The 15,900-nt window shown below is 72.0% G+C and carries 20 protein-coding genes; 11 read left to right on the forward strand and 9 right to left on the reverse strand.

Annotated features, from left to right (window positions below):
* Positions 1-7: 7 nt before the first annotated feature.
* The gene (locus VNT59_RS04810) at positions 8-646 is read left to right on the forward strand and encodes a class I SAM-dependent methyltransferase (RefSeq protein WP_325497171.1); all 639 of its coding nucleotides are present in this window, start codon (positions 8-10) and stop codon (positions 644-646) included.
* Between the two features lie 139 nt (positions 647-785).
* Here VNT59_RS04810 and VNT59_RS04815 read toward each other — a convergent pair whose 3' ends face one another.
* On the reverse strand, positions 786-1,154 hold the full coding sequence (locus VNT59_RS04815) for a cytochrome C (RefSeq protein ID WP_325497173.1): 369 nt from the start codon (positions 1,152-1,154) through the stop codon (positions 786-788).
* 94 nt (positions 1,155-1,248) lie between these two features.
* Entirely contained in the window at positions 1,249-1,644 is a 396-nt protein-coding gene (locus VNT59_RS04820) for a hypothetical protein (protein WP_325497175.1), read from the reverse strand.
* Between the two features lie 198 nt (positions 1,645-1,842).
* Here VNT59_RS04820 and VNT59_RS04825 point away from each other — a divergent pair, with 198 nt between their 5' ends.
* Positions 1,843-2,286, forward strand: a complete 444-nt coding sequence (locus VNT59_RS04825; protein WP_414708338.1) for a VOC family protein — start codon at positions 1,843-1,845, stop codon at positions 2,284-2,286.
* A gap of 94 nt (positions 2,287-2,380) precedes the next feature.
* Positions 2,381-3,643 carry a phospholipase D-like domain-containing protein gene (locus VNT59_RS04830; protein ID WP_325497177.1) on the forward strand — a complete coding sequence of 421 codons (1,263 nt, stop codon included), beginning with the start codon at positions 2,381-2,383 and terminating at the stop codon, positions 3,641-3,643.
* Positions 3,644-3,728: 85 nt separating this feature from the next.
* On the opposite strand, the gene VNT59_RS04835 is transcribed toward VNT59_RS04830, so the two are convergent.
* On the reverse strand, positions 3,729-5,123 hold the full coding sequence (locus VNT59_RS04835; protein WP_325497179.1) for an amidase: 1,395 nt from the start codon (positions 5,121-5,123) through the stop codon (positions 3,729-3,731).
* 198 nt (positions 5,124-5,321) lie between these two features.
* Here VNT59_RS04835 and VNT59_RS04840 point away from each other — a divergent pair, with 198 nt between their 5' ends.
* Positions 5,322-5,576: a hypothetical protein gene (locus VNT59_RS04840; protein WP_325497180.1), complete on the forward strand. Its 255-nt coding sequence runs from the start codon at positions 5,322-5,324 to the stop codon at positions 5,574-5,576.
* 29 nt (positions 5,577-5,605) lie between these two features.
* A complete protein-coding gene (locus VNT59_RS04845; protein WP_325497182.1) occupies positions 5,606-6,058 on the forward strand; it encodes an FKBP-type peptidyl-prolyl cis-trans isomerase in 453 nt (150 codons plus the stop codon).
* 6 nt (positions 6,059-6,064) lie between these two features.
* Here the strand turns inward: VNT59_RS04845 and VNT59_RS04850 are convergent, their stop codons facing one another.
* Positions 6,065-7,330 carry an MFS transporter gene (locus VNT59_RS04850; protein WP_325497184.1) on the reverse strand — a complete coding sequence of 422 codons (1,266 nt, stop codon included), beginning with the start codon at positions 7,328-7,330 and terminating at the stop codon, positions 6,065-6,067.
* A 78-nt stretch (positions 7,331-7,408) separates the two neighbouring features.
* Between VNT59_RS04850 and VNT59_RS04855 the strand changes: the two genes are divergently transcribed.
* The 3 genes from VNT59_RS04855 to VNT59_RS04865 all read left to right on the forward strand — a co-directional run bounded on the left by VNT59_RS04855 (position 7,409) and on the right by VNT59_RS04865 (position 8,610).
* A complete protein-coding gene (locus VNT59_RS04855; protein ID WP_325497186.1) occupies positions 7,409-7,783 on the forward strand; it encodes a hypothetical protein in 375 nt (124 codons plus the stop codon).
* Positions 7,784-7,912: 129 nt separating this feature from the next.
* On the forward strand, positions 7,913-8,266 hold the full coding sequence (locus VNT59_RS04860; RefSeq protein WP_325497188.1) for a YidH family protein: 354 nt from the start codon (positions 7,913-7,915) through the stop codon (positions 8,264-8,266).
* Positions 8,263-8,610 carry a DUF202 domain-containing protein gene (locus VNT59_RS04865; RefSeq protein ID WP_325497190.1) on the forward strand — a complete coding sequence of 116 codons (348 nt, stop codon included), beginning with the start codon at positions 8,263-8,265 and terminating at the stop codon, positions 8,608-8,610. The genes VNT59_RS04860 and VNT59_RS04865 overlap by 4 nt, the downstream gene beginning before the upstream one ends.
* Before the next feature lie 8 nt (positions 8,611-8,618).
* On the opposite strand, the gene VNT59_RS04870 is transcribed toward VNT59_RS04865, so the two are convergent.
* The 5 genes from VNT59_RS04870 to VNT59_RS04890 all read right to left on the reverse strand — a co-directional run bounded on the left by VNT59_RS04870 (position 8,619) and on the right by VNT59_RS04890 (position 12,276).
* On the reverse strand, positions 8,619-9,008 hold the full coding sequence (locus tag VNT59_RS04870) for a hypothetical protein (protein WP_325497192.1): 390 nt from the start codon (positions 9,006-9,008) through the stop codon (positions 8,619-8,621).
* A 111-nt stretch (positions 9,009-9,119) separates the two neighbouring features.
* Positions 9,120-10,289 carry an alanine--glyoxylate aminotransferase family protein gene (locus VNT59_RS04875; protein WP_325497194.1) on the reverse strand — a complete coding sequence of 390 codons (1,170 nt, stop codon included), beginning with the start codon at positions 10,287-10,289 and terminating at the stop codon, positions 9,120-9,122.
* Between the two features lie 94 nt (positions 10,290-10,383).
* Complete coding sequence (locus VNT59_RS04880; protein ID WP_325497195.1) at positions 10,384-10,614, reverse strand: hypothetical protein; 231 nt, start codon at positions 10,612-10,614, stop codon at positions 10,384-10,386.
* A 167-nt stretch (positions 10,615-10,781) separates the two neighbouring features.
* Positions 10,782-11,762: an aldo/keto reductase gene (locus tag VNT59_RS04885; protein ID WP_325497196.1), complete on the reverse strand. Its 981-nt coding sequence runs from the start codon at positions 11,760-11,762 to the stop codon at positions 10,782-10,784.
* Between the two features lie 58 nt (positions 11,763-11,820).
* Positions 11,821-12,276: a GNAT family N-acetyltransferase gene (locus tag VNT59_RS04890; protein WP_325497197.1), complete on the reverse strand. Its 456-nt coding sequence runs from the start codon at positions 12,274-12,276 to the stop codon at positions 11,821-11,823.
* Positions 12,277-12,418: 142 nt separating this feature from the next.
* Here VNT59_RS04890 and VNT59_RS04895 point away from each other — a divergent pair, with 142 nt between their 5' ends.
* The 3 genes from VNT59_RS04895 to xth are packed head-to-tail and all read left to right on the forward strand — an operon-like array spanning position 12,419 to position 15,880.
* A complete protein-coding gene (locus tag VNT59_RS04895) occupies positions 12,419-13,759 on the forward strand; it encodes a TldD/PmbA family protein (protein ID WP_325497198.1) in 1,341 nt (446 codons plus the stop codon).
* The gene (locus VNT59_RS04900; RefSeq protein WP_325497199.1) at positions 13,759-15,048 is read left to right on the forward strand and encodes a TldD/PmbA family protein; all 1,290 of its coding nucleotides are present in this window, start codon (positions 13,759-13,761) and stop codon (positions 15,046-15,048) included. Before VNT59_RS04895 ends, VNT59_RS04900 begins: the two co-directional genes overlap by 1 nt.
* A gap of 58 nt (positions 15,049-15,106) precedes the next feature.
* Complete coding sequence (xth, locus tag VNT59_RS04905; protein ID WP_414708341.1) at positions 15,107-15,880, forward strand: exodeoxyribonuclease III; 774 nt, start codon at positions 15,107-15,109, stop codon at positions 15,878-15,880.
* Positions 15,881-15,900 lie beyond the last annotated feature (20 nt).

Raw genomic sequence — 15,900 nt, forward strand, 5'->3', positions numbered from 1 at the left:
CAGAACGATGAACGACCAACCAGCCGGCCGGCCGATCGGCCAGGGAACCCTGCCCCCGAACGCGCTCGGCACCGGCCAGCTGCGCGACAGCTTCGAATTCCTGCGCGGCTTCGTGCGCAACCCGGCCCAGGTCGGCTCCGTGATCCCCAGCTCGCGCTGGCTGGAGCAGCGGCTGGTGCGGCAGGCCGGCGTCCGCGAGGCCCAGACCGTGGTCGAACTCGGGCCCGGCACCGGCGGCACCACCGCCGCCATGCTCCAGGCGATGGTCCCGGGCGCCCGCCTGCTGGCCATCGAACTCGACCGCGATTTCCACCAGCACCTGCAGGCGACCATCCGCGACCCGCGCCTGCTGCTCGAACTCGGCAGTGCCGAACGCATCGCCGAGGCGCTGCACGCCCATCACCTGCCCCCGCCCGACGCCATCGTGTCGGGGATTCCGTTCTCCACCATGCCGCCGGCGGTGTCGGACCGCATCGCGGCCGCCATCGCCCAAGTGCTGCGGCCCGGCGGCCGCTTCGTGGCATACCAGGTGCGGGCCCACGTGGCGGGCTTCGTCACGCCCTACCTCGGCGAGCCCGACAAGCAATGGGAACTGGTGAACGTCCCGCCGGTGCGGGTGTTCACCTGGGTCAAGCGCACGCATTGAGCTGACCGGTCCTGGGGCCGCGGCGCGAACTCGGCCGCGCGTCCCGGCGCGCTTGCACGCCGCCAGGTTCGCCGGCGAAGACGCGGCGGGAGCGAAGCGGTTCGGTGTCGAAAGGCACCGCCTGACTATACCGTCCGTCCTAGGGCGAGCCGGCGGGGGAGCCACTTCGGGCCTGCGCCCGCGGCTGCACGAAGTGGTAGATGGTCTCGTTCAGATACTGGGTGACGTCCCCGACCTCCGCCTCGCTCCACCCCAGCTGGCCGATGGCCTGCCAGCGCAGCACCTGCGCCTTCAGCGTCGGCCAGTCGCTCGCCAGCCGCAGCTCGCGCCAGTGCACCTGGGTGCTGTGGCACTCGATGCAATGGATGGAATAGAGCAGCTCCCCGCGCGAGGGCGTGGCCGGCGCGCCGGCCGCCGCCAGCGCCGCGGCCGGCAGCGCGAAGGCGAAGGAACCGAGCATCGCGGCCAGCGCCTGGCGCCTGCCGCGGCCACTGCGTCGATCGGACATGCGCGGATGCTAGGCAGCCACCGCCGACGCGGCCATGCGCTGGATCAACGCCGCCGCCCGCGCGCGAGCACGGACACGGCCCAGCGCCCGCGCGTCAGGCGAGGCGCCCGCCGTGCAGCCGGCGGCGGGCTGGACAGCCGGCGTGCTCGACGGCCGGCGGTCGCACGCCGCCCGTGGCCAGCGGCTCGCCCGGCACCGCGAAGCGGAACACCGCGGCGTTCAGGTTGCGGGCGACCTGCTCCGCCTGGGCCTCGGCGGCGGCGGCCGCGCCGGCCGCCTCCTGCCAGCGCCGCACCTGGGCCCGCAAGCTGTCCCAGTCGCGGGCCTGGCCCACGCCGCGCCAGTGCGCCTGCAGCGCGTGGTAATCGATGCCGGGCGCCGGCACGAGGGAGTCGTCGCCCCAGCCGGATTTCAGCAACTGCGCGTAGAGCAGGACCCCCGCCGCTGCCACGGCAGCGAGCACGAGCAGATGGATCAGCAGGTAGGTCATGTGGGCAATGCTATGAAGCGCCGCGCCGCCACGCTTGAGGATTGTCAACCGCCGCCACAGGTGAAATCCTGCATGGGGAAGATACCTACATCACCCAGGCGCGCGGCCGGACGCGCTCGCCGCGGGACAGGGATAATTCGCGGTTTTTGCCGGCGGCGCCCGCCGTCCGGTGTCGTCCACCCCTTCCCGCCGTCCCCGATGTCCGCTCTCCTGCCCCAGTCCGCCGCCATGCCCCCGTTCCACCTGGCCTTCCCGGTCCACGACCTCGCCGCCGCCCGCCGCTTCTACGGCGAGCTGCTCGGCTGCCCGGAGGGGCGCAGCAGCGCCGAGTGGATCGACTTCAACTTCTACGGCCACCAGATCGTCGCCCACCTCGCGCCCGCCGAATGCGGCCACCGCCAGTCCAGCAAGGTCGACGACCACGACGTGCCGGTGCGCCATTTCGGCGCGGTGCTGTCGATCCCCCAGTGGGAAGTGCTGGCCGAACGCCTGAAGGCGGCCGGCACCAGGTTCGTGATCGAGCCCTACATCCGCTTCAAGGGCGAAGTGGGCGAGCAGGCGACGATGTTCTTCCTGGACCCGTCGGGCAACGCCATCGAGATCAAGGCGTTCGCCAACATGGACTCGCTGTTCGCGAAATGACGGCCGCCGGCGCCCCCGTCACCGGGCGCCGCAACCCGGCGGTATGCTCGTCCCTCGCCGCGGCCCACGCCGCGCGGCGAGGGAGGCCGCAACGATGAATCTGTCTTTCTGGGTCGGATTGGCCGTCGGGCTCGCGCTCCTGCTGGGGCTGGTGATCTGGTCGATCCGCCGGCACCGCGACCCGGACCTGCACATCCAGTGCGACGCTGGCATCGACCAGCTGGTGCCGACGCTGGCCGGGCTCACGCTCGGCACCCCCGTGCCCGGCAACGGCGTGACGGTGATCGAGAACGGCGCGTTCTTCGACGTGCTGACGCAGCGCATCGGCGCGGCGACCAGGTCGGTCCACTTCGAAACCTTCCTCTGGGACACGGGCGAGCTCGAACGGCGGGTGTCCGACGCGCTCGCCGGGCGCGCCCGCGCCGGCTGCAAGGTGCGGGTGCTGCTGGACGCCACCGGCTCCAAGCGGGCCAGCAAGGCCGCCGTGCAGAAGATGCGCGACGCCGGGTGCCGCGTCGAGTACTTCCACAAGCGTTCGCTGCGCAACCTGGGCGTGCTCAACGACCGCGACCACCGCAAGCTGTGCGTGATCGACGGCCGCGAGGCCTTCGTCGGCGGCCACTGCGTCAAGGACGAATGGGCCGGCAACGCCGAGGACGGGCAGCACGTCGCCGACGTGAGCCTGCATCTGCACGGCCCGATCGTGCACACCATCCAGGGCGTGTTCAGCGAGAACTGGTGCGGCGAGACCGGCGAACTGTTCGTCGGCGAGGACTTCTTCCCGGCGCTGGCGCCGGCCGGCGAGGTGCTGATCCACGCCGCCTTCCTCAAGCCGGAGAACTCGGCGCCGGCGGTGAAGATCCTGCACCACACGGCGATCTGCCTGGCCCGCAAGCGCATCTGGATCCAGAACCCCTACTTCATCCCCGAACCCGACGCGATCGAGGCGCTGGGCGCGGCCGTCGAGCGCGGCGTGGACGTGCGCGTGCTGATGCCGTCCACCAGCGGCTCCGACAACCCGATGGTGCAGCACGCCGGGCACCGCAATTTCGAGAAGCTGCTGCGCTGCGGCGTGCGCCTGTTCGAGTACCCGCACACGCTGCTGCACCAGAAGATCATGACCGTCGACGGCGTCTGGAGCGCGATCGGCTCCAGCAATTTCGACGACCGCTCGTTCGAGACCAACGACGAGATCACGCTGGGCATCATGGACCCGCCGCTCGCGCGCCGGTTCGACGCCATCTTCGAGCGGTACGTGGCGCGGGCGCAGGAGATCGAACTGGAACGCTGGCGCCGCCGCGGCCTGTGGCACAAGCTGATCGACAACGTGTTCTACCTCGGCAACGAGCTGCTGTGACGCGCGCCGGACGCCGCGCGCCGTTGGCAGGGCGGCCGACCCGAGCCCCGCCGCGCGCGACGCGCGCCATCCGGCTGCCGGGGCGCTACTGCGGCGGCTGCCGCAGATGCCAGCCGGTGGCCTCCTGGTAGGCCCAGCCGATGCGCAGGGCGGTGGCCTCGTCGTAGCCGCGGCACACGATCTGCAGCGAGGTCGGCAGCCCGCCGGCGCCGGCGCCGTTGGGCAGTGCCAGCGCGCACAGGTCGAGGAAATTGCCGAAGCGGGTGTAGTGCGCCGGGCCCGTGGTCTGGTCGACCTCCTCGACCGGCAAAGCGGTGGTTGCCGTCGTCGGCGTCAGCAGCGCATCGACGCCGTCCAGCGCGGCGGCGAACTGGCGCTTCATCGCTTCGCGCGCCTGCAGGGCCTCGTAGTAGGCGCGCGCCGTGATCGCGCGGCCGGCCGCGATGCGCGGCCGCACGTGCGGGTCGAGCGGCGCCTGCTCGTCGTCGATGAGTTCGTGCAGCAGCGCGTAGCTCTCGGCCGCCATGATCAGCAGGTTGGTCGCGGCCACGTCCGAAAACAGGAAGGGCAGCTTGACCGGCACGATCTGCGCCCCCAGCCGCTCCAGCTCGGCCAGCGACGCGTCGTACGCCGCCAGCACCTCGGCCGACGCGACGGCGCGCTCGACCTCCGGCATGCGCGCCAGCCGCAGCCCGCGCACCCCGCGCCGCAGCTGCGGCATCGGATCGGTGAACGGCAGGCCCTGCGTGCGCGGGTCGAGCGGGTCTGCCCCCTGCATGGCGGCGTACAGCAGCGCGGCGTCCTCGACGCAGCGGGCCATCGGACCGGGCGTGTCGAGGGTGGGGCTGAGCGGCAGCACGCCGTGGGTGCTGATGCGGCCCACCGTGGTCTTCAGGCCCGCGATGCCGCACCAGGACGAAGGCAGCCGCACCGAACCGCCGGTGTCGGTGCCGACGGCCCACGGCGCGAGCCCGGCGGCCACCGCGACGCCCGAGCCGCTGCTCGAGCCGCCGGGCGTGCGCGGGCGCGCCGGGTCCCACGGATTCCAGGGCGTGCCGCGCCGCGTGTTGGTGCCCCAGCCGCCCATCGCGAATTCCACCGTGTGCGTCTTGCCCAGCACGATCATCCCTTGCGCGACCAGCTTGCGCGCGAGCGTGGCCGTGCGCGTCGCCCGGCGCCCGCGCCACGCTTCGCTGCCGCCGGTGACGATGCGCCCTTCCAGCTCGATCAGGTCTTTCAGCGCGACCGGGATGCCGTGCAGCGGGCCGACCGCATGGCCGGAGCGGATCGCCGCCTCGGCGCCCCGCGCGGCGAGGCGGGCGTCGTCGCCGTACACCTCGACATACGCATGCAGCTTCGGCTCGTGGGCCGCGATGCGGGCCAGATACCAGTCCACCACGTCGACCGGCGAGAGCCGGCGCGCCATGAGTTCCTCGGAGAGCCGGTGCACGGGCAGCCGCGCGAGGTCGTTCGATGCCATGGGTTGTTCCTTGCCGGTGAAGACGCCCGGGGCGCCGGCGGCCCGGGGCTGCCGCGACTGTAACCCGGGGCGCCGCGCCGCCTCGCCCGCCGAGCCGATGCAGTGCCCATCCGCAGGGACTGACAGCAAGGCGACCGGTTGTCCGAAGCGCGGCCGCGCCGGCTGCGGCTACGCTCGGTCGCGATCGGAAGGAACACCATGGAGACCCCGTCCAAACCCGAAGCCATCGAGCGCTACGACAACCCGCGGCCTCTCTTCCCCGGCGAGCACTGGGTGGCGCTCGGCGCCGGGCTGGCGGCCTGGCTGGCGACGCGCAAGCACCCCTCGCTGTCGGTGCGCACGCTGGGCACGTTCATCGGCGCGGCGCTGGTGGCGCGCGCGGCGCACGGCCACCAGACCATGGGCAGCATCATGCGCTGGACCCCGGTCGGCGGCGGCATCCGGCGACGGTAAGATCGTTCCTGTTGTCCCAGGAACGATCGATGAAGCACACCTTTTCCGCCCTCCTGTCCGCCGCCGCGCTGCTCGCCGCCGGCCTCGCCCTCGCGGCCGCGCCGGCCGCGCCCGCCGCTTCGGGCGCCAAGGGCGGCGCCAGCGAGACGCTGCCGACCGGCATCGTCGTCAAGCACACCAAGACGGGCACGGGCGCCAGTCCCAAGGCCAGCGACACGGTGCAGGTCCATTACCGCGGCAAGCTGGTCAACGGCACCGAGTTCGACAGTTCGTACAAGCGCAACCAGCCGGCGAGCTTTCCGCTCAACGGCGTGATCGCGTGCTGGACCGAGGGCCTGCAACGCATGAAGGTGGGTGGCAGCGCGCAGCTGACCTGCCCGCCCGCGACCGCCTACGGCTCGCGCGGCGCCGGTGGCGGCCTGGTGCCGCCCAACGCGACGCTGGTCTTCGACGTCGAGCTGCTGGCCATCGGCGCGAAGTAAGGGGCCTCAGCGGCTGGGCGCCAGCCGCGGCGCCATCAGCGTGAAGCCTTTGCGCGGCAGCCGCATCGAGATGGCCGCCGCCGCGAACAGCAGCGCACCGGCGCTGCCGAACGCGACCCAGTGGGTGCCGAAGCGCTCGTAGCCCCAGCCGCCGAGCCATGAGCTGACGGTGGCGCCGACCTGGTGGCCGAGGTAGGCCCAGCCGTAGAGGATGCCCACCAGCCGCACGCCGTACACGTCGGCCAGGATCGCCGACGACAGCGCGATGCTGCCGGCCCACACCAGCCCGCCGATGCTGGCGGCCAGGTACAGCTCCCAGTGCGAGCCGACCAGCAGCAGCGCGAAGAAGCCCAGGCCACGGATCAGGTAGATCAAGGCCAGCAGGTTGCGGCGCGGCAGCTGGTCGGAAAAGCGCCCCAGCACGATGGTGCCGAAGATGGCGACCAGCCCGATCAGGCCGATGCCCAGCGAACTCGTCGTCGCGTCGTAGCCATGGTCCATCAGCATCGGCATGCCGTGGGTGCCGAGCAGGTTCATGCTGAAGCCGCAAGCGAACAGCCCCAGACAGATCTTCCAGAACGGCCCGGTGCGCAAGGCGGCCGCGAAGTGCAGCGGCTCGCTCGCCGCCTGCGCCTGCGGGTGCCCCATCGCCGCGATCTGTTCGGGCAGCAGGTCGGCGTGGGGCGGCGCCTCGTCGCGGATCACCAGGAGGGCGATCGGCACCGTGAACAGCGCGAACGCGACGGCGAAGCCCAGCAAGGTGTGCTGCCAGCCGAAGGCCTGGATCGACTGGGTCAGCACCGGCGTCATCACGGCGATCCCGGCCATCGAACCGGTCGACAGGAAGAACAGCGCCATGCCGCGCCGGCGCGAGAACCAGTGGCTGATGACGGGCGTGAGGGCCACCGGCCCGGTGAAGGCAAGGCCGACCGACATCAGCACCCCGAACGCCAGCAGGAAGGACAGCGGGCCGCGCGCGTTCACCGTCCAGATCGTCGAGCCGACCACGATCGCCGTGCCCAGCAACAGCACCGTGCGGGTGCCCCAGCGCCCGGCGATGTGCGCCGCCAGCGGCATGCCCAGCCCGTAGCACAGCATGCCCGCGGCCACGATGCCGGCCAGCAGGCTGCGGCTGAAGCCGAGGTCGCGCGCCATCGGCAGGAAGAACGGGCCGATGCCCATGCGCATGCCCACGGTGAGCAGCGTGAGGAAGCTGGCGGCGGCAACGATGTTCCAGCCGAAATACCAGCTGCCGGGTCGAAGTCGGGACACGTGGGAATCTTTCTCGGGGAGAATCGCAAGACCTGCCGAGTGTAGTCAGGCGCCGCCAGCCCGGCCGCCGACACCGCCATGCCCCTGCACTTCCTCGATTTCGACTACAGCGAAGACGCCGACGGCCACGGCAGCTTCGACGCCATGGCTTCGGCCGACGCCCGGCAGCTGGCGAGGCTGCAGGGAGAACTGGCGCAGGTGCTCGATTGGGCCCACCGCGAATTTCCGGGCGGGCCGGCACCGCTGGAGGAAGGCGGCGACTGGGACTACCAGCTGCAGGGGGTGCAGGAGACGCCGACCAGCTTGCACGTGGGCTACGACCCGCGCACGCGCGGCATCGAACTGCGGCCGGGCGCGGCCGGCCCGCCCCGCGTCACGCTGAGCCTGACGCTCAGCGGCAGTGCCGCTTTCTGCGACGCCTTGCGGGCCGCGTTCGGATTGGACGCCCGTTAGCCGGCGCGGCCGACGCCACCGGCCACCGGCCCGGCGCGCTGAGCTACCATCGCCGCCATCGGCCGTGCCGCGAAGTCCCACCCCACCCATGAACCAGCCACCATCCGCCTTGCCGCGGGCAAACGCCTGATGCGCGAACCCGCCTGGCGCCGCGAGGGCGAGGAGCCGGACTACCGGTTCTCGCTCGCCAACGAACGCACCTTCCTCGCCTGGATCCGCACCGCGCTGGCGCTGCTGGCGGGGGGCGTGCTGCTCGACCAGTTTTCCACCAAGCTGCAGCCGGCCTTCGCCGTGGTGCTGCTGGCCACCCTCCTGTGCGTGCTGGCCGCGGCGCTGTGCGGCATCGCCTACGGGCGCTGGCGCGCCAACGAGATCGCGATGCGCCACCGGCGCCGGCTGCCGCACACCATGGGACTGGCCGTCCTGAGCGTCTCGATCCTGTTCGTGGCCGTGCTGATCGCGGCACTGATGTTCTTCCGATGACCGTCGGCCACGGACCCGGTCACGGGCCACGTGACCCGGGGCTGCAGGGCGAGCGGACGGCGCTGGCCTGGAGCCGCACCGGCCTGGCCATGCTCGCCAATGCCCTGCTCGCGCTGCGCGCCGGCTGGGTGCAGACTTCGCGGCCCGTGATGGTGCTCGGCATCGGCCTGCTCGCCGCGGCGGCCGCCGCGTTCCTGTACGGACGGTGGCGCCGGCGCGGCCTCGTCGAAGGCCGCGGCGCCATCGCGCCGCCGGCCCTGGCGATGACCGTCGCGGCGGCCGTCATGCTGCTGGCCTGCGCGACCGGGCTGGCTTCGATCTGGCTGCCCGCCCTGCGCGGCTGAACGCCGCCTCAGCGCCTGCGGATGGCGTACATCGCCACCGGCAGCACCGCCACCGCGATCGGCACCAGCGCCCACAGGTTGCCGCTGGTCAGGTCGTAGGCCGCCAGCAGCTGCTGCCATGACCGGTGCAGCCCGAAGCGGCCGAGCGCGAATTCGAAGCCGACGGTGAGCACCATCCAGGCCAGCCCGATGCCGACGGCCTCGCGCAGCGAAGCCAGCGGCCAGCGGCCGGACAGGAACCAGACGTAGCCGGCGAAGGCCAGCAGCAGCGTCACCGTGGACAGCTGGTGCGCCTGCTGCGGGGTCATGAAGGGGCCGTAGCCGACGTCGCGCGCGGTGCCGTTCACGATCGCCAGCACCACCATCATCAGCCAGGTCAGGACCGTGCGTCCGAACACCCCCGCCTCCGCCGGGCACCGCGAACGGGCGCCGCCTGATGCCACTGTGGCCGCCCGGGCGCGCATTGCCATGCGATACGTCAAGGACGCGCGCCGGGCGGCGCGGCCGCGTCAGGCGGTCGCCGTGGGGGCGTCGGCGCCGGCCGGCGCCGCCAGGCCGATATGGTCCAGCGCGGCCGCCAGTTGCGCCACGGTGCGGTCGACGTGGTGCCACTTCTCCAGCCCGAACAGGCCGACCCGGAAGGTCGTGAAGTCCTTGCCTTCGTCGCACTGCAGCGGCACGCCGGCGGCGGTCTGCAGGCCCTCGGCCAGGAACCTGCGTCCCGACTGGATCTCCGGATCGCTGGTGTAGCTCACCACCACCCCCGGCGCCTTGAAGCCCTCGGCGGCGACGCTGGCCAGGCCGCGGCGCTCGAACAGCGCGCGCACCCGGCGACCCAGCGCTTCCTGCTCGGCCCGCACCTTGGCGAAGCCGTAGGCCCGGGTTTCCCGCATCGTGTCGCGCAGCCGGGTCAGCGCATCGGTCGGCATGGTCGCGTGGTAGGCGTGGCCGCCGCCCTCGTAGGCCTCCATGATCTGCAGCCACTTCTTCAGGTCGCAGGCAAAACTGGAACTGGTGGTGCCGTCGATGGCCTGGCGGGCCCGCTCGCTGAGCATCACCATGGCGCAGCAGGGCGAACTGCTCCATCCCTTCTGCGGGGCCGAGATCAGCACGTCGACGCCGCTGGCGCGCATGTCGACCCACACCGCGCCGGAGGCGATGCAGTCGAGGACGAACAGGCCGCCCACTTCGTGCGTGGCCTCGGCCACCGCGCGCAGGTAATCGTCGGGCAGGATCATCCCGGACGCGGTTTCAACGTGGGGCGCGAAGACGACGGCGGGCCGGGTCTGGCGGATCGCCGCCTGCACTTCGGCGATCGGCGCCGGCGCCCAGGGCGCCTGCGGACCGCCGCGCACCGGCCGCGCCTTCAGCACGGTGGCCGACGCGGGAATGCGGCCCATCTCGAAGATCTGCGTCCAGCGGTAGCTGAACCAGCCGTTGCGCAGCACGAGCACGTGCTGGCCGCCGGCGAACTGCCGTGCCACCGCCTCCATGCCGAACGTGCCGCTGCCCGGCACCAGCGCCACCGCGTGGGCGCCGTACACCTCCTTGAGCATCGCCGAGATGTCGCGCATCACGCCCTGGAAGCTGCGCGACATGTGATTGAGGGCGCGGTCGGTGTAGACCACGGAGAATTCGAGCAGGCCGTCGGGATCGACGGCGGGCAGCAGTCCGGGCATGGTGTTGTTCTCGCGGGAGCGGTGGAGCGGCCAGCTTAGCACGGCCCCACCGGGCCTTCTGGCGCGTGCGGGGTGGCCGCGCGCGCCCCTTGACTCAGATCACCGGGGCTTCTTCCCGCACCTGCGAGAGATGCGCCTTCAGCACATGCAGGCATTCGCGCGCCCGGCGCCGCAGTCCCTTGGCCGCGGCGACCTCGTCGGGGCTCGGCGCGCGGCCGGCGCCGTCGCACCAGGCATCGAGGTGCTGCGACACGCACAGTTCGGCCGCGACCGCGGCGCGTTCGGCCAGTTCCCAGTCTTCGTAGAGGAGATAGAAGCGATTCATCGATTGGCGGCCCGGTGCCCCGGGCGGTGGCGAGACATGACTGGCGCTAAGGTACCCGCCGCCGCGGCGCTGCGCTTGAGCGATGTCAAGCCTGCCTGGCGGTTCCGCGGGGCTCCTACAGAGGAAGCGGCCTCGTCCTACAAGGCCGCTTGCGAACGGTCAAGCGCTCAGCCCGCCAGCGGCGCGGTGATCTCGTCGATGCGCGCGAGCACCTCGGGCGTGAGCTTCGGGATCACGTCGATCGCGCCGAGGTTGTCCTGCAGTTGCGCCACCCGCGAGGCGCCGGTGATCACCGTGCTCACCCGCGGGTTGCGCGCGACCCACGCGATCGCCAGCTGCGGCAGCCGGCAGCCGAGTTCGGCCGCCAGCGACTCCAGCTGGCCGACGGCCAGATTCTTCGCCGCGTCGGTGAGCCCCTTGACCAGGAAACCCATGCCCTCCAGCGCGCCTCGGCTGCCCGGGGGCACGCCGTCGCGGTACTTCCCGGTGAGCAGGCCGCTGGCCAGCGGGCTCCAGGTGGTGAGGCCCAGGCCGATGTCCTCGTACAGGCGCGCGTACTCCTGCTCGACCCGCTTGCGGTGGAACAGGTGGTACTGCGGCTGCTCCATCACCGGCTTGTGCAGGTGGTGCCGCTCGGCGATCTCCCAGGCGGCGCGGATCTCCTGCGCCGACCACTCGCTGGTGCCCCAGTACAGCGCCTGGCCCCGGGTGATCATGTCGCTCATCGCCCAGACCGTCTCCTCGACCGGCGTGTGGGGGTCGGGCCGGTGGCAGAAGACCAGGTCGACGAAGTCCAGCCCCAGGCGCCGCAGCGAGCCGTCGATGGCCTGCAGCAGGTACTTGCGATTGAGCGTGTCCTTGCGATTGGGCGACTGGCCGCCGCGGTCCAGGCCCCAGAAGAACTTGGTCGAGACCACGTAGTTGGCGCGCGGCCAGTTCAGCGCCTTGAGCGCCTGGCCCATGATGGCTTCGCTCTGCCCGCCGGCGTAGACCTCGGCGTTGTCGAAGAAGTTGACGCCCCGGTCGTAGGCCGCCGCCATCATCTCGCGCGCCGCCGCGACGTCGACCTGGTTGTGGTACGTGACCCAGGAGCCCAGGGACAGCTCGCTGACCTGCAGGCCGCTGCGGCCCAGACGTCGATACTGCATGAAGTGCCTCGCCGATCGGAAAACGACCCGCCAGCGTAGCAGATGGCCGCCTGCTGCTTCAGAGCGCGAGTGTCATGAACACGCTGTTGGGGTCGTCCGTGTAGCCGCCGAACGGCCCGCATTCGGCGAAACCGCAGCTCGCGTACAACCGCCGCGCCGGCTCGAACGCCGGCTGCGTGCCGGTTTCCAGGCTCAGGCGCCGGTAGGAGCGGCGCCTGGCCTCCTCGACGATGTGGGCCAGCACGGCGCGCGCGACGCCATGCCGCCGCTGGCCGGCGGCGGTGCGCATCGACTTGATCTCGCCATGGCCGGGATCGAGCTGCTTGAGCGCGCCGCATCCGAGCAACGCCTGGCCCGACCAGGCGCACCAGAACGTGACCTCGGGCCGGCGCAGCGCGGCGATCGGCAGCGCGTGCACGCTCTCGGGCGGCGACAGCCGCTGCATGTCCGCCAGGTGTTCGGCGAGCAGCGCCTGCACCTGGTGGCCGGAAAGGTCGTCGATGCGGATGTCCATGGCGTTCGGGCGAAGGGTGCCATTACAACCCAACCGGGCCTGGGCGCGGCAGCGGGCGGCAGGCGGCTGCCGGGTATTCGCCAGCCCCCGGGCGAGGCCGCTGCTGCTCTAATACGCCCTTGCCCACACACAGGGAGTTCCCATGGCCTACCTGGAGACGCGCCGCCACGAGCTGCGCAAGCGGCGCATCCTCATGGTGGATGGCAACCTCACGCTCAATGCCCAGACGTCGGACGCCGGCGCCAGCGCCCGCGTGTACCGCGACGGCTACTGGGGCTTCGCGGCGACCAACGGGACCAGCGCGGCCGACATCGACCAGGTGACGGGGCAGGCCGGGCGCAACGCCGCTGCGATGGCGCGGTTCGGCGCGCGGGCCCCGCGGCCGCTGCCGGGCGGGACGTACCGCGGCGAACACGTGTTCACCGGACGCGCGCCGCTGTCGCAGAAGGAGTGCGTCGACCGGCTCTCGCAACTGCACGCCTGGTGCAAGCAGCGCTACCCCGACCTGCGCTCGACCCGCTTCCTGCTCGCCGACGAGCACCATACCAAGCGGCTGGCCACCAGCGGCGGCAGCGACGTGCTCAGCAGCATCCAGCGCGCGCTGTGCCACGTGACGTTCACGGCCGATGCCGCGGACGGCTCGCCGGTCGAGCTGACCGAGCATCTGAGCGACAAGGGCAGCCTGGCCGACCTCGACGTCGAGCCGCAGCAGCTGGCGCCGCTGCTCGACGACCTGTACCGCCACCTGCGCGCCAAGGCCCAGGCGGTCGCCGCCCGCGGCGGCCTGCAGACCGTGGTGCTGGCGCCGCCGCTGGCCGGCATGCTGGCCCACGAGGCAATGGGCCATCCGTGCGAGGCCGACCTGGTGCTGGGCGGCGCCGTGACCGCCGGCCTGGTGGGACAGCGCATCGCCAGCGACCTGATCACGATGGTGGACGTGGCCCACACGTTCCGGGGCCAGGAGACCATGATCCCGGTCTATGCCGACGACGAAGGCACGCCGGCGAGCGACGCGGTGCTGATCGAGCGCGGCATCCTGAGGCAGTTCATGAGCAGCCGCGAGACGGCGGCCCGGCTCGGCATCGCGCCGACCGGCAGCGCCCGCGCCTACGCGCCTGTGGACGAACCGCTGGTGCGCATGCGCAACACGGCGATCCTGCCGGGGACCGACAAGCTCGCCGACATCATCGCGGGCGTCGAGGACGGCTATCTGCTGATGAAGACCGGCAACGGCCAGGCCGATTCGACGACCGAGTTCATGTTCGGCATCAACCTGGCCTACGAGATCCACAACGGCCGGCTGGGCGCGGCGATCCGCGACACCACCGTCTCGGGCTCGGCGATCAAGGTGCTGCAGACCGCCGACGCGGTGTCCGACGACATGTACTGGTCGTGCGCCGGCTACTGCGGCAAGAAGCAGCCGATGGTGGTGTCCATGGGCGGCCCCGCGCTGCGCGTGCGGGCCCACCTGGGAGGCCGGTGATGGCCGCCGCACCAAGCTTGAACGACATCGCCGGGCAGGCGCTCGAAGCGATGCGCGCCGCCGGCTTCGACGACGCCCAGGCGACGGCCAGCCGCACCGAAGTGCGCGAGCTGAACGTCAACCACAACGAGCCGAGCCTGCTGCGCAGCACCGGATCGGTCCGGCTGGCGCTGCTGGGCATCGTCGGCGGCCGCTCGGCCAGCACCGAGACCAGCGACCTGCGGCCGCAGGCGGTGCGCGAGCGCATCGCCGGCCTGCTGGCGGACGCCGCCTCGGCCCCGCAGGACGAGGCCAACGCGGTCTCGCAAGGGCAGCGTGCGCGCATCGTCAAGGGCCCGCAGGAAGCCGACCTGGGCGCGCTGGCCGACACCATGCGCGACCTGCTCGCCTTCCGCGAGCGCGAGACGCCGCACATGATGATCGACGAGGCCGACGCCAAGCACACCCTGGCGCAGTGGCACACGCTCACCAGCGGCGGCAGCGACATCGCCGCGAGCGCGGGCAGCTACTCGATGGGCGTCTTCGGCACGGCGCGCGAGGGCGGGCAGTCGAGCTCGTTCAACTACACCGGCGGTGCCGCCGACGACCTGCGCAGCCGCCCCGCCCCCGACCACTTCGGCATCGGGCAGATGCTGCGCGACACCGCGCAGCAGATCCGCACCCGGCCCGCCGGCGGCAATTTCGTCGGCGACGTCGTGCTGATGCCCAACGCCGTCGAGTCGCTGCTCGCCTGGCTGCTGGGCCAGCTCGCCGACACCCAGCTGATCGCCGGCAGTTCGCTCTATCGCCAGCGCGTCGGCCAGTCGATCGCGGCGCCGCTGCTCTCGCTGCGCAGCCGCTTCGACGCGCCGGGCTGCGTGCCGGTCACGCCGGACGGGCACCTCGCGCCGCCGGTGCAGGTGATCGAGCGCGGCGTGCTGCGCGCGCTCACGCCGAGCCTCTACGGCAGCCGCAAGACCGGCCTGCCGCACGTGGCGGTGGCGGCCCAGGGCTGGGAAATCGACGCCGGCGCCACGCCGCTCGCGACGCTGCTCGGCGGCGTGCAGCGCGGCGCCCTGGTCGGGCGCCTGTCGATGGGCATGCCGGCCGCCAACGGCAACTTCTCGGGGGTGATCAAGAACAGCTTCCTGGTGGCCGACGGCGAGCGCGGGCCGGCGCTGTCGGAGACGATGATCTCCGGCAACATGGCGCAGATGCTGCGCGACATCAGCGCCGTCAGCAGCGAGCGGCTCGACAGCGGCGCCCTGCTGCTGCCGTGGCTGCGGATCTCCAACCTGCACTTCTCGTGACGCCCTGAAGATCGCCAGCTTCAACGTCAACGGCGTCAAGGGACGCCTGCCGCGGCTGCTGGAGTGGCTGGAGGAGGCGCGGCCGGACGTCGCGTGCCTGCAGGAGATCAAGACCGGCGACGCGACCTTTCCGGCCAAGGCGATCGAGCACGCCGGCTACGGCGCGGTCTGGCACGGGCAGCGCTCGCACCATGGCGTGGCGATCCTCGCGCGCGGGGCGGCGCCGGTGGAGGTGCGGCGGGGCCTGCCCGGCGACGAGGGCGACGCCCAGGCGCGCTATCTCGAAGCCCGGGTGGGCGAAATCACGGTGGCGTCGGTCTACCTGCCCAACGGCAATCCGCAGCCCGGGCCGAAGTTCGACTACAAGCTGGCCTGGTTCGAGCGGCTGATCCAGTACGCGGCCACGCTGGTGGACAGCGAGCACCCCGTCGTGCTGGCGGGCGACTTCAACGTCGTCCCGACCGACTTCGACATCTACAACCCGCGCTCGTGGCGCAAGGACGCGTTGCTGCAACCGGAAACGCGCGCCTGCTGGGAACGGCTGCTCGCCCAGGGGTGGGTGGACGCGATCCGGCACCTGCACCCCGACGAGCCCGTCTTCACGTTCTGGGACTACTTTCGCAAGCACTGGGAGCGTGACGCGGGGCTGCGCATCGATCACCTGCTGCTCAATGCGACGCTGGCACCGGCCTTGGTGGGCTGCGGCGTGGACCGGTGGGTGCGCGGGCAGGAACACGCCAGCGACCACGCGCCGGCCTGGGTCGAGCTCGACCTTTCGCGGCTCGCGAGCGTTGCCGCTGCGCCGCCGGCTCGCAAGCGCCGCGCGCGCTGAGGCGCTGCGCAAGCCCCCTC

It is taken from the genome of Ramlibacter sp., from assembly GCF_035554825.1.
Lineage (GTDB): Bacteria > Pseudomonadota > Gammaproteobacteria > Burkholderiales > Burkholderiaceae_C > Ramlibacter.

What these genes read in the sequence shown, in the direction of transcription:
- VNT59_RS04810 (WP_325497171.1), top strand. Translation starts at nt 8, where the DNA reads ATGAACGACCAACCAGCCGGCCGGCCGATCGGCCAGGGAACCCTGCCC.
- VNT59_RS04840 (WP_325497180.1), top strand. Translation starts at nt 5,322, where the DNA reads ATGGAGACCCCGTCCAAACCCGAAGCCATCGAGCGCTACGACAACCCG.
- VNT59_RS04835 (WP_325497179.1), bottom strand. Translation starts at nt 5,123, where the DNA reads ATGGCATCGAACGACCTCGCGCGGCTGCCCGTGCACCGGCTCTCCGAG.
- VNT59_RS04900 (WP_325497199.1), top strand. Translation starts at nt 13,759, where the DNA reads ATGGCCGCCGCACCAAGCTTGAACGACATCGCCGGGCAGGCGCTCGAA.
- VNT59_RS04815 (WP_325497173.1), bottom strand. Translation starts at nt 1,154, where the DNA reads ATGTCCGATCGACGCAGTGGCCGCGGCAGGCGCCAGGCGCTGGCCGCG.
- VNT59_RS04855 (WP_325497186.1), top strand. Translation starts at nt 7,409, where the DNA reads ATGCCCCTGCACTTCCTCGATTTCGACTACAGCGAAGACGCCGACGGC.
- VNT59_RS04865 (WP_325497190.1), top strand. Translation starts at nt 8,263, where the DNA reads ATGACCGTCGGCCACGGACCCGGTCACGGGCCACGTGACCCGGGGCTG.
- VNT59_RS04875 (WP_325497194.1), bottom strand. Translation starts at nt 10,289, where the DNA reads ATGCCCGGACTGCTGCCCGCCGTCGATCCCGACGGCCTGCTCGAATTC.
- VNT59_RS04825 (WP_414708338.1), top strand. Translation starts at nt 1,843, where the DNA reads ATGTCCGCTCTCCTGCCCCAGTCCGCCGCCATGCCCCCGTTCCACCTG.
- VNT59_RS04895 (WP_325497198.1), top strand. Translation starts at nt 12,419, where the DNA reads ATGGCCTACCTGGAGACGCGCCGCCACGAGCTGCGCAAGCGGCGCATC.
- VNT59_RS04860 (WP_325497188.1), top strand. Translation starts at nt 7,913, where the DNA reads ATGCGCGAACCCGCCTGGCGCCGCGAGGGCGAGGAGCCGGACTACCGG.
- VNT59_RS04820 (WP_325497175.1), bottom strand. Translation starts at nt 1,644, where the DNA reads ATGACCTACCTGCTGATCCATCTGCTCGTGCTCGCTGCCGTGGCAGCG.
- VNT59_RS04830 (WP_325497177.1), top strand. Translation starts at nt 2,381, where the DNA reads ATGAATCTGTCTTTCTGGGTCGGATTGGCCGTCGGGCTCGCGCTCCTG.
- VNT59_RS04880 (WP_325497195.1), bottom strand. Translation starts at nt 10,614, where the DNA reads ATGAATCGCTTCTATCTCCTCTACGAAGACTGGGAACTGGCCGAACGC.
- VNT59_RS04885 (WP_325497196.1), bottom strand. Translation starts at nt 11,762, where the DNA reads ATGCAGTATCGACGTCTGGGCCGCAGCGGCCTGCAGGTCAGCGAGCTG.
- VNT59_RS04890 (WP_325497197.1), bottom strand. Translation starts at nt 12,276, where the DNA reads ATGGACATCCGCATCGACGACCTTTCCGGCCACCAGGTGCAGGCGCTG.
- VNT59_RS04845 (WP_325497182.1), top strand. Translation starts at nt 5,606, where the DNA reads ATGAAGCACACCTTTTCCGCCCTCCTGTCCGCCGCCGCGCTGCTCGCC.